This window comes from Kitasatospora sp. NPDC096147, from assembly GCF_044763225.1.
Taxonomy (GTDB): Bacteria; Actinomycetota; Actinomycetes; order Streptomycetales; family Streptomycetaceae; genus Kitasatospora.
The window spans coordinates 41,194-52,518 of the sequence record NZ_JBIWFX010000002.1; the positions used below are offsets into that span (position 1 = coordinate 41,194).

At 73.3% G+C, this 11,325-nt stretch carries 10 protein-coding genes; 5 read left to right on the plus strand and 5 right to left on the minus strand.

Annotated elements, in window-relative coordinates; translation table 11 throughout:
* Nucleotides 1-365 precede the first annotated feature (365 nt).
* The 5 genes from ACIRBX_RS05680 to ACIRBX_RS05700 form a co-directional block, all read right to left on the minus strand.
* Nucleotides 366-2,102, minus strand: a complete 1,737-nt coding sequence (locus ACIRBX_RS05680) for a pyruvate dehydrogenase (RefSeq protein WP_402293936.1) — start codon at nucleotides 2,100-2,102, stop codon at nucleotides 366-368.
* Between the two features lie 37 nt (nucleotides 2,103-2,139).
* Nucleotides 2,140-4,554: a glycoside hydrolase family 65 protein gene (locus tag ACIRBX_RS05685; protein WP_402293937.1), complete on the minus strand. Its 2,415-nt coding sequence runs from the start codon at nucleotides 4,552-4,554 to the stop codon at nucleotides 2,140-2,142.
* The gene (locus tag ACIRBX_RS05690) at nucleotides 4,551-5,309 is read right to left on the minus strand and encodes an HAD family hydrolase (protein WP_402293938.1); all 759 of its coding nucleotides are present in this window, start codon (nucleotides 5,307-5,309) and stop codon (nucleotides 4,551-4,553) included. The genes ACIRBX_RS05685 and ACIRBX_RS05690 overlap by 4 nt, the downstream gene beginning before the upstream one ends.
* 106 nt (nucleotides 5,310-5,415) lie before the next feature.
* Complete coding sequence (locus tag ACIRBX_RS05695; protein ID WP_402293939.1) at nucleotides 5,416-6,198, minus strand: VOC family protein; 783 nt, start codon at nucleotides 6,196-6,198, stop codon at nucleotides 5,416-5,418.
* Between the two features lie 154 nt (nucleotides 6,199-6,352).
* Nucleotides 6,353-7,348 carry a LuxR C-terminal-related transcriptional regulator gene (locus ACIRBX_RS05700; protein WP_402293940.1) on the minus strand — a complete coding sequence of 332 codons (996 nt, stop codon included), beginning with the start codon at nucleotides 7,346-7,348 and terminating at the stop codon, nucleotides 6,353-6,355.
* 155 nt (nucleotides 7,349-7,503) lie between these two features.
* Here ACIRBX_RS05700 and ACIRBX_RS05705 point away from each other — a divergent pair, with 155 nt between their 5' ends.
* The 5 genes from ACIRBX_RS05705 to ACIRBX_RS05725 all read left to right on the plus strand — a co-directional run bounded on the left by ACIRBX_RS05705 (nucleotide 7,504) and on the right by ACIRBX_RS05725 (nucleotide 11,257).
* Nucleotides 7,504-7,875 carry a hypothetical protein gene (locus ACIRBX_RS05705; RefSeq protein ID WP_402293941.1) on the plus strand — a complete coding sequence of 124 codons (372 nt, stop codon included), beginning with the start codon at nucleotides 7,504-7,506 and terminating at the stop codon, nucleotides 7,873-7,875.
* Nucleotides 7,876-7,966: 91 nt separating this feature from the next.
* A complete protein-coding gene (locus ACIRBX_RS05710) occupies nucleotides 7,967-8,158 on the plus strand; it encodes a hypothetical protein (protein ID WP_402293942.1) in 192 nt (63 codons plus the stop codon).
* A gap of 239 nt (nucleotides 8,159-8,397) precedes the next feature.
* On the plus strand, nucleotides 8,398-10,908 hold the full coding sequence (gene lanKC / locus ACIRBX_RS05715) for a class III lanthionine synthetase LanKC (protein ID WP_402293943.1): 2,511 nt from the start codon (nucleotides 8,398-8,400) through the stop codon (nucleotides 10,906-10,908).
* Between the two features lie 64 nt (nucleotides 10,909-10,972).
* Complete coding sequence (locus tag ACIRBX_RS05720) at nucleotides 10,973-11,092, plus strand: class III lanthipeptide (RefSeq protein ID WP_402293944.1); 120 nt, start codon at nucleotides 10,973-10,975, stop codon at nucleotides 11,090-11,092.
* 45 nt (nucleotides 11,093-11,137) lie between these two features.
* Complete coding sequence (locus tag ACIRBX_RS05725; protein ID WP_402293945.1) at nucleotides 11,138-11,257, plus strand: class III lanthipeptide; 120 nt, start codon at nucleotides 11,138-11,140, stop codon at nucleotides 11,255-11,257.
* Nucleotides 11,258-11,325: the final 68 nt, after the last annotated feature.

Here is an 11,325-nt window from a genome sequence, read left to right on the forward strand (position 1 = left end):
ACGCTTCGCAGGATGGGAAGCGCCCCGCAGGGGCGCGAGGAACTGCGCGCGGGGGAACGGCAGCACGTGCAACCGGCCCACTTGCCCCGATCGAACCCTCGGCCGCCTTCCGCATCCGCGCAGTTCCTCGCGCCCCTGCGGCGCTGCCCTGCCGAAGGGCGACACAGCCTACGGCCCGGGCAACGGCAGCACGTGCAACCGGCCCGCCTGCCCCGATCGAACCCCCGGCCGCCTTCCGCATCCGCGCAGTTCCTCGCGCCCCTGGGGCACTGCCCTGCCGAAGGCTCAGCCGAAAGCCCTGCCGAAAGCCCTGCCGGAGGGTCTGCCGAGGACCGGGGCGCTGCCCTGCCGGAGGGCGGGGCTGCCTACGGCCTCGGGATGTTCCGCAGGTTGCTCCGGGCCAGGTCGACCATCCGGCCGACGCCGCCGGAGAGCACCGTCTTGCCGGCCGCCAGGGCGAAGCCCTTGAGCTGGGCGGCGGTGATGTGCGGCGGGATGGAGAGCGCGTTGGGGTCGGTCACCACGTCGACCAGGACCGGGCCCGGACGGGCGAACGCCTCGGCCAGCACCTCCCGGACCTTGGCCGGATCGGTCACCCGCATCGCCTGCAGGCCCGCTGCCCGGGCGATCGCCGCGTAGTCGACGTCGCCGTTGTCGGTCTCGGTCTCGGGGTAGCCGCTGACCAGCATCTCCAGCTTGATCATCCCGAGCGCCCCGTTGTTGAACACCACCGTCTTCACCGGCAGGTCGTACTTGGCCAGGGTCAGCAGCTCCCCGAGCAGCATGCCGAGCCCGCCGTCCCCCGCCATCGCGACCACCTGCCGTCCGGGGGCGGCCAGTTGGGCCCCGATCGCGTGCGGCAGCGCGTTCGCCATCGAGCCGTGCAGGAACGAGCCGATCACCCGGCGCCGTCCGTTCGGGCTCAGGTAGCGGGCGGCCCAGACGTTGTTCATTCCGGTGTCGACGGTGAACACCGCGTCCTCGTCGGCGAGTTCGTCGAGCACCGAGGCGACGTACTCGGGGTGGATCGGCAGGTGCTTCTCGATCTTCTTCGTGTAGGCGCCGACCACCTCTTCCAGCGCCTTGCAGTGCCGGTCGAGCAGGTCGTCCAGGAAGGCCCGGTCGGTCTTCTGCTCCAGCAGCGGGAGCACCGCCCGCAGGGTGGCCGCCACGTCGCCGTGCACCGCCAGTTCGAGCGGGGTGCGGCGGCCGAGCCGGGTGGCGTCGTGGTCGACCTGCACCGTGTCGCGGCCCGGCAGGAAGGAGTCGTACGGGAAGTCGGTGCCGAGCAGCAGCACCAGGTCGGCCTCGTGCAGGGCCTGGTGGCAGGCGCCGTAGCCGAGCAGGCCGCTCATCCCGACGTCGTACGGGTTGTCGTACTGGATCCACTCCTTGCCGCGCAGCGAGTGGCCGACCGGGGCCAGCACCCGCCCGGCCAGCTCCATCACCTCACCGTGCGCGCCGCGCACGCCCGCTCCCGCGAACACGGCGACCTTCCGGGCCCCGTTCAACCGCCGTGCCAGCTCCTGCACCTGGGACCACGGCGGGGCGGCCACCGCCCGCTCCGTCAGGTAGTGGCCGGTGCCGGTCGGGTGGGCGGCGGGGAGTGCGGCCACGTCGCCGGGGAAGACCAGCACCGAGACGCCGGGCGAGCCGAGGGCGTGCTGGATGCCGATCCGCAGCAGCCGGGGCAGCTGGGCCGGGGTGGAGACCAGCTCGCACCAGCTGCTGCAGTCGGTGAATGTCCGCTCGGGGTGGGTCTCCTGGAAGAAGCCGGTGCCGATCTGCGAGGACGGGATGTGCGAGGCCAGCGCGAGCACCGGCAGACCGCTGCGCTGAGCGTCGTACAGGCCCTGGGCGAGGTGCACGCTGCCCGGGCCGCAGGAGCCGGCGCAGACCGCCAGACGGCCCGTCAGTTCGGCCTCGGCCGCTGCCGCGAAGGCACCGGCCTCCTCGTTCCGGACGTGCACCCAGTCGATGCCGTCGGTGCGGCGGATCGCGTCCACCACCGGGTTGAGGCTGTCGCCCACCACCCCGTAGACCCGCTGCACCCCGGCCTCCCGGAGCACCTCCACCATCTGCTCGGCCACGCTGCTGCCCATCGGGCTCACCTGCTCTCGTAGGACGACGGAACGACGGCTACTCGGCCGCGAGGTGGGCGGAGGAGTCGACCCCGCTGCCGACCGCCGGGCCGGGGCTCTGCTGGCGGCGGGCCGGTTCGCGGCCGGGGGGCTGGATGCAGCGCTCGACCGGCTCGGGGGTGGTCATCGGGCGGGAGGCGGGGCGTCCGGCCTCGACCCGGAGCGGCTCGCCGTCGTGCAGGACGGTCATCGGACCGCCCCGGCGCAGGGTGTAGGTGGTGCGGGTGTGGGTGATCTCGACGTGCAGCAGATTGCCCCGGACCACCAGGGCGAAGGCCAGCCGGCTCAGACCGGCGGGCAGCCGGGGGCGGAAGGAGAGCTGCTCGGTGTGGTCCCGCAGGCCACCGAAGCCGGCCACCAGGGCCAGGCAGGCGCCGGCCAGCGAGGCCATGTGCAGGCCGTCCCTGGTGTTGCCGCCGAGGTCGTGCAGGTCCATCAGGGCGGCTTCGGCGGTGTAGTCGTAGGCCAGGTCGAGCTGACCCACCTCGGCCGCGATCACCGCCTGGGTGCAGGCGGAGAGCGAGGAATCACGGACCGTCAGGCGCTCGTAGTAGGCGAAGTTGCGGGCCTTCTGCTCGTCGGTGAAGGCGTCCCCGCGCACCTGCATGGCCAGCACCAGGTCGGCCTGCTTGACCACCTGCTTCCGGTACAGGTCGAAGTACGGGTAGTGCAGCAGCAGCGGGTACTTCTCCGCCGGGGTGGCCTCGAAGTCCCAGTACTGGTGGTCGGTGAAGCCGTCGGCCTGCGGGTGCACGCCGAGCTTCTCGTCGTAGGGGATGAACATCGCCCGGGCGGCGTCCCGCCAGGCGGCGGTCTCCTCGGTGCCCACCCCGAGCGCGGCGGCCTCCGGCCGGTGCCGGCCTGCGGCCTCGGCGGCGGCCCGCAGGTTGGTCTGCGCCATCAGGTTGGTGAAGACGTTGTTGTCGGCCACCGCGCTGTACTCGTCGGGGCCGGTGACGCCCTCGATCCGGAACCTCCCGGCCGCGTCGTGGTGGCCGAGCGAGCGCCACATCCGGGCGGTCTCCACCAGCAGTTCGAGGCCGTGGGTGCGCTCGAACTCCACGTCCCCGGTGGCCCGGACGTAGCGGACCACGGCGGCGGCGATGTCGGCGCCGATGTGGAACGCGGCGGTGCCGGCCGGCCAGTACCCGGAGCACTCCTCGCCCCGGATCGTCCGCCAGGGGAACACCGCGCCGGCCAGGCCGAGTTGGGCCGCCCGATCGCGGGCCAGCGGCAGCGTGGTGTGCCGCCAGCGGAGCGCCTGCTTGACCGCCTCGGGCAGGCAGTAGGTGAGTACCGGCAGCACGAAGGTCTCGGTGTCCCAGAAGCTGTGGCCGTCGTAGCCGGGGCCGGTCAACCCCTTGGCGGGGATGGCCCGTTCCTCGCTCCGGGCACCGGCCTGGAGCACGTGGAAGAGGCCGAACCGGACGGCCTGCTGGAGCTCCACGTCGCCGTCGATCTGGACGTCACTGGTCTCCCAGAACTCCTGGAGGTAGTCCTTCTGTTCGGCCACCAGGCCGTCCCAGCCGGTGTACCGCGCGGCGGTCAGCGCGGCCTCCACCTGATCCCGGACGGCGGGCAGCGAGCGGGTCGCGGACCAGCCGTAGGCGGTGAACTTGGTGAGCCGCAGCTCCTCGCCGGGCTTCAGCACCGTGGTGACGCTGATCCGGGCCTGGTCGGCGTCGCTCTCCCCGGTGACGTCGAAGCCGTCCGGGCCCTCGATCACGTGGTCCATGCCGACTGCCACCCGCAGGCCGCTGTACCGGGTGCGGTGCACCAGCACCGCCTTGGTGCCGCCGGCCTGCGCGGCCTCGGCCAGCAGCGGGGCCTCCAGGACGGCGGCGGCCCGTGGGTCGGCCTCCTGGCCGCCGGGCAGCTGCTCGTTCGCCACCAGCTCGGACTGCAGCACGATCCGCACCGGGCCGTCCACGGCAGTGACCCGGTAGTCCACCGAGGCGACCGCCCGCTGGGTGAGCGAGACCAGCCGGGTGGAGACCACCTTGACCGTCCGGCCGGCCGGCGAGGTCCACTCCGCCTCGCGCCGGAGCAGCCCGTCCCGGAAGTCCAACCGGCGCTGGTGGTGCCGGAGTTCGCCGTACCGGAGGTCGAAGGGCTCGTCGTCCACCAGCAGCCGGATGATCTTGCCGTTGGTGACGTTGATGACGCTCTGGCCGGATTCGGGGTAGCCGTAGCCGCCCTCCGCGTAGGGCAGCGGGCGGAGCTCGAAGACGCCGTTCAGGTAGGTGCCGGGCAGGCCGTGCGGCTCACCCTCGTCCAGGTTGGCGCGCAGGCCGATGTGCCCGTTGGAGAGGGCGAAGACCGACTCCGAGCGGGCCATCGAGGCCAGGTCGAGGCCGGTCTCCAGGACCCCCCAGGGGTCCACGGTGAAGCTGCTGCTCGGCTGCGCGGTCATCCGGTCTCCTCCTCCTGAGCGGGGATCAGCTCGGCCAGGTCGTCCACCACCAGGTCGGCGCCGTGCTCGCGCAGCGCCCCGGCCTGCCCCGTGCGGTTCACCCCGACCACGGCACCGAAACCTCCGGCCCGGCCGGCCGCCACCCCGGCCAGCGCGTCCTCGAAGACGGCGGCCCGGCCCGGCTCGGTACCGAGCGCCTCGGCGGCGGCCAGGAAGGTGTCCGGGGCCGGTTTGCCCGGCAGGTGGTCCCGCTGCGCGACCAGGCCGTCCACCACCACGTCGAACAGGCCGTCGATGCCGGCCGCCTTCAGCACGTCCCGGCAGTTGGCGCTGGAGGAGACCACCGCACGGGGCAGGCCGAGCTCGGCCAGCCGGTGCAGGTAGGCCACCGAGCCCTCGTACGGCTGCACCCCCTGCTCGCGGATCAGCCGGAGCACGGTCTCGTTCTTGGCGTTGCCGAGCCCGGCCACCGTCCGGGTGCCGGGCGGGTCGTCCGGGGTGCCCTCGGGGAGGGTGATGCCCCGGGCGGCCAGGAAGGTCCGGGTGCCGTCGAGTCGCGGGCGGCCGTCCACGTAGGTGTCGTAGTCGGCGTGCGGGTCGAAGGGCACGAAGGCGGTGCCGGTGCGGTCCGCCTCGGCGCGCAGGAAGGCGTCGAACATGTCCTTCCAGGCGACCGCGTGCACCTTGGCGGTCTGGGTGAGCACACCGTCGAGGTCGAACAGGAACGCGTGGATGTGGTCCGGGAGTCCGAGCATGACTTTCAGTCTGTCCCCGATCGCGCGGAATACCGCCCATTCGCCGTACTTCTGGCGCGTCGCGAACGGGCGGCATCCGGTGCGGCCGTGCGGACCTGGCGGTCCGTCACATCGGGTTGGGCTTGAGCAGGGCGAAGACCGCGCCGTCCCGGTCCCGCACCAGGGCGTTGCGGCCCCAGGGGTAGTCGGCGGGCGGCTCCAGCACGGTGCCGCCGGCCCGGACCAGCGCGTCCACGGTGGAGTCGGTGTCGTCCACCCCGAAGTAGGTGCGCCAGTGCGGGGGCGTGCCGGGCGGGTCCTCCGCCAGGGTGGTGACACCGCCGCTGCTGCGGCCGTTCACGTTGAACGAGAGGTAGTCCGGCATCTGCTCCATCGGGGCGATGTGGACGCCGAAGACCGCGTTGTAGAACACGCCCGCCGCATCGGGGGCCGGCGTGTGCAGCTCGTTCCAGACCACCGCCCCGGCCTCGCCCCAGACACCCGCGCCCGGGAACTCCAGCGGCTGCCAGACCCCGAACACCGCCCCGGCCGGGTCGGCGGCGACCAGCATCTTGCCGATGCTGCCCACCTCCATCGCCGGGAAGAGCACCGTGCCGCCGTTGTCGCCGATCGCGGTCTGGGTGGCCTCGGCGTCGTCGGTGGCCAGGTAGGTGGTCCAGTTCGACGGCATCGGCGGCTGACCCGGCTCGCTCGGCACCGGGCCCATCAGTCCGGCCACCGGCCGGCCGTTCAGCTCGCAGACCGCGTAGCCGCCGAACTCCGGCGGCCCGATCTGCCCCTGCCAGCCGAGCAGGTCCCGGTAGAAGTCCAGGGCTGCCTGCTGGTCCTGCGAGGCCAGGTCCACCCAGCAGGGCGTCCCGACCGCATACGGTTCCGTCACCGCGACCATCCGCGCTTCTCCTCGTCCAGAGTCGGCCCCCGCGCCCCACCCTCACCGCCCGGGAGGCGCGGCGCCACCGGAGCGGGGCGGTGAGGGTCGTGGTGGAAGGGCACGGAGCGGGGCGAGCGGGAGCGGGGGTCAGCAGAACCGGGCGAGCCGGGTGTCAGCGGGAGGCCGGCAGCCAGCCGTTCTGGACCGCGTGCACGCCGGCCTCGAAGCGGCTGCGGGCCTCCAGACGGTCCATCAGATCGGCGGCCACCCGGCGGGCGGTGCGGGGGGAGACGCCCAGCCGCTTGGCGATGGCCTCGTCGGTGAGGCCCTGCGCCAGCAGCCGGAGGGTCTCGGCCTCCTGCGGCGGCAGGCCGTTGCCGTCCCGGATCGGGACGGAGCCGAGCGGGGTGGCGGTGGCCCAGACGCTCTCGAAGAGCGCGCACAGCGCGGCCACCGTGCCGGCCCCGCGCAGCACCACCGCGCCGGTCAGGGCGTCGGCGGTGTCCATCGGCAGGACGGCCTGACATCGGTCGGCGATGATCATCCGGATCGGCAGCGTGGGCACCGTCCGGACCTGCCCGCCCCGGCCGCTGAGCCAGTCCACGTGGTCCAGGGTGGGCTGGTGGTTGCGGACGCTGTCCAGGTAGACGGTGCGCATCCGGACGCCCCGGTCCAGCAGTGCGCCGTTCGGGGCCCTGCTGGCCTCCAGGTCCTCGGCGGAGTGGGCGCCGCCGGGCGCGAAGGTCATGATCTCCTGACGGACCGTCGAGGCGAAGCGCTCCAGACCCGCCCGGATCTCCTCCGGGCCGACCAGCTGCTCGGAGTCCGGCTGGACCGCCCGGGGGCGCAGCGAGGAGCACTCGGCGATCAGCTGGGCCGCCGCCGCGCGGGACGCCTCGATCCTCAACTGCTGCGCCGCCAGGTCGGCCTGCTGGCGGGCCAGCAGCATCTCCATGGCCGCCTCCGGACTGACCGCCAGGTAGCCCGGCCCCTCCTGGGTGGCCGGGCGGACCAGCGCCAGATCGGTCAACCTGTCGAGCCCCGCCCGCAGTTCGGCCTCCGGCAGCCCGAGCCGGGCCGAGAGCTGGAGGACCCCCTCCTGCGGATGCATCAGCATCGCCCGATAGACCCGCTCGGCCTCGGCGTCCAGCCCCAACGCATCCAGCACCGCGCCAACCCCTCACCAGAAGTCGGAAGATATGAACGGATAGTAAACGGAATGTAATGCCACCAGAAGTGGGCCGTGGACGGTTTCTGCAATGGCATGAACCGTCCAGCTTGGGACCTTGTGTCGTGGATTGTCCGAGTCGGACGATCGGCGCCATGTATCTCGTGCTCGCCCAACTCCATGCCCCGCCACGGTCGGTGATGCCGCCCGGAGCCGCCGGGCTGTTCCGCTGCTGCGCCCGGCCCGCCGACGGCCTGGAGCACCTCACCCTCCGCCCGGACGGCGCCTCCGGCCCGGCCGTCGGCCTCTTCCTGACCGCATCCGGCCTCGCCCTCGCCGAGCTCGCCGCCCTCGCGGTCTGCCGCCGGGCGCTGGCCACCCACCCCGAACTGGCCCCGTTCACGGTGCTGAGCTGCGGCGCGGCCCTCGTCCCGGCCTACTACGACGGCCTGCTGGCCGGCGCCGGGGGTGGACGCATTGTGCCACGGCAGAATCCGTCCAACCGGAGTCCCTTCCATCCGTTCTGACGACCTGACAGATTATGGGCATCGGCCGGGTAGAACGAAGAACCGCCGAATCGGAAACGCCGGGGAAGTTCCTCCAACAAAGGAGCGGGAAATGATCGCCAATCGTGCCGCAAAGGTCGCCGCCGCCGCAATCGTCGCATTCGGCGCCGCATTCCTGGCCGGTACCACCGCGATCCCCGGCCCGGCCGCCGCCCCCGGCGCCGTGGTCAGCGCCGACGGGACGCCCGCCCCGGCCCCGGCCCCCACGAGCACCCAGCTCGGCGACGTGACCTGGGGTCACTGAGCCCGACCGGCCACCACCGACCACCACCGACCGCCGAAACCCTCCCGGAAGGATCCGAGGAAATGACCGAGAACCCGCGATTCCTGACCGACACCCCCGAGCCCACCGGCCGCCCCGAGAGCATTCTCGGTAATTCCCGGCGGAGCGGCCGGCAGGACTGGGTCGTCAACTGACGGAGCATCCGCCCGCATGACCTTCGCACCGCGACCGTGACCGACCGATGAGAAAGGGGTGGACCAGTGAGGGGAAACCACCACATCTATGCCGGGGCCGATCCGCACTTCTACGACCACCCCGCCGGACGCACCGAGGACCGCCGGTTCGCCGCCAGTGACCGCCCCGCTCCCGAGGGCTGGCTCCGGGACGAGAGCCGCACCTGGATCTGCCTGGCGCCGGTCGGCAAGCCGCTGCCGGACCAGGGCTGGAAGATCCACGTCTCCGCCACCACGGGCGGCGCCGAAGAGGTGGTCGAGCTGGTCGGCGGATGGTGCCTGGCCGCCGGTCTGGCGTACAAGCACCTGCCCGACCACCGCACCCACCTGCTGAACAACAGCAAGTACGCCCGCCGGGGCAGCAGCGGCAAGCTGCTCACCGTCTACCCGGTGGACGAGGCGGAGCTGCGCTCGGCGCTGGACGGACTCGGCACCCTGCTGAAGGGGCGTCAGGGCCCCTACGTGCTCGGCGACCTGCGCTGGCAGGACGGGCCGCTCTACCTGCGCCACGGCGGCTTCCGCGAGCGCTGGTGCACCGACGAGCGGGGCGAGCGGGTGCTCGCCGTGGCCCGGCCCGACGGCACCCTGGTGCCGGACCGGCGCGGTCCCTGCTTCGAGCTGCCCGAGTGGGTCACCCCGCCGGACTTCGTGGCCGCCCAGCTGGCGGCCGACGCGGCGGCCGGCCAGGGCGTCTCGCTGCCCTACGACGTCGAGAGTGCCCTGCACTTCTCCAACGGCGGCGGGGTCTACCTGGCCCGGGAGCAGGACGGCGGGCGGGCGGTGGTGCTCCGCGAGGCCAGGCCGCTGGCCGGGCTGGACGGCGCCGGCACCGACGCCGTCGGCCGGCTGCACCAGGAGGCCGAGGCGCTGCGCGCACTGGCCGGGCTGCCCTGGGTGCCGGAGCTGTACCGGGAGTTCACCGTCTGGGAGCACCACTACCTGGCCGAGGAGTACGTCGAGGGCGAGACCCTGCGGCAGTTCCTGGCCCGGCAGAACCCGCTGATCCGGCCCGAGCCCTCGGCGGCCCAGGTGGCCGAGTACACCGCCCGGGCCCTGGACCTGATCGACCAGCTGGAGCAGGCCGTCACCGCCGTGCACGAGCGCGGCTGGGCCTTCGGCGACCTGCACCCGGCCAACGTGCTGATCCGGCCCGACGGACGGATCTGCCTGGTCGACTTCGAGGTGGCCCACCGACCCGGCACCGACCCGGCACCGACCATGGGCTGCCCCGGCTACGTCGCCCCGCACGTCAACTCCGGTTTCGAGCGCGACCGTTACGGCCTGGACGCGATCCGGCTGGCCCTCTTCCTGCCGATCACCATGGTGCTCGACCTGGCCCCCGGCAAGCTGGACGAGCTGGCCGACGCGATGGCCGAGCTCTACCCCGTGCCGGCCGCGCACACCGAGCGGGTCCGCACCGGCCTGCGCCGGCCGGGCCACCACCCGGCCGGCGGACCGGAGTTGTTCGACGGCCCGGCCGAGGAGCTGCGGGCCGCCGTGGTCCGGTCGATCACCGCCGCCGCCACCCCGGGCCGCGCCGACCGACTCTTCCCCGGCGACCCGGCCGGCCTGCGGGACGGCGGCTACACCCTGGTGCACGGCGCGGCGGGCGTGCTGCACGCCCTGGACGCCACCGGCCACCCGGTGGCCGAGGAGCACACCGCCTGGCTGCTGCGCGCCGTCCGCCACACCACCGACCCCCGGCCCGGGCTGTACGACGGGCTGCACGGCGCGGCCCTCACCCTGCACCGGCTCGGGCACACCGAGCAGGCGCTGGACGCCGTCGCCCGGGCCGGGCGGCCCACCACCCCCGGCCTGCGGGCCGGCCTGGCCGGGGTGGGCCTGGCCCTGCACCAGCTGGCCCTGGCCACCGGGGACGGCGGCCTGGAGGACGAACTCCGCACCGTCACCGAGCGGTTGGCCGCCGCCCTGGACGCGCCCTGGACCGGCGCCGGGCTGCTGACCGGTCCGAGCGGAGCCGCCGCGTACTTCCTGGAGCGCTACCGGCACCAGGACGACCCGGCCCTGCTGGAGCTGGCCGCCCGCGCCCTGCGGGCCGACCTCGCCCACTGCGCCACCAGCGAGGAGGGCGCGGTGAACCTCAAGGACGGCACCCGGCTGCTGCCCTACCTGGGCACCGGCAGCGGCGGCATCGGGCTGGTCCTCGGACGCTACCTGCGGCACCGGCCGGACGAGGAGTTCGCTACCGCGCTGGACGGCATCCTGTACGCGGCCCGGGCCGGATTCACCCTCTACGGCGACCTGTTCGCCGGCCGGGCCGGTCTGCTGGCCCTGCTCACCGAGCACCGCGACCGGCCGGGCACCGAGGAGCTGATCGAGCGTCACGTCCGACGGCTGTCCTGGCACGCCGTCCCGCACGGCGGCGGTCTGGCCTTCACCGGGGAGCAGCTCTACCGGCTCTCCACCGACCTGGCCACCGGTTCGGCCGGCGTCCTGCTCGCCCTGCACGCCGCCGCCGGCGCGCCGCTCGCCCTCCCCGGGCTGAGCCCCGCCGCGCACCTCAGCCCCACGGGCTGACCACCGACTCTCCCGGACGACCGTCCGCGGAGCCGAGCACCACCACCCAGAAGGAGCCACCCCCATGGCCGAGATCCTCGAGCTGCAGAACCTGTCCGCCGTCGCCATCGACGACGACCAGGAGTCGTGGAGCACCATCAGCAACTACTGCGCCGTCCCGCAGGGCGAGCCCGAGACCGTCTGATCCCCCTCGCCCCTCCACCACCAACTCATCAAGGAGACAACCACCATGGCCGAGATCCTCAACCTCCAGAACCTCTCCGTCGCCGACATCGAGGAGAAGCGCGACGAGTGGAGCACCATCTCCAACCACTGCGCGGCCCCGCAGGGCGAGCCCGAGGCGATCTGACCCCGCCCACCCCCCACCACCAACTCACCAAGGAGACAACCACCATGGCCGAGATCCTCAACCTCCAG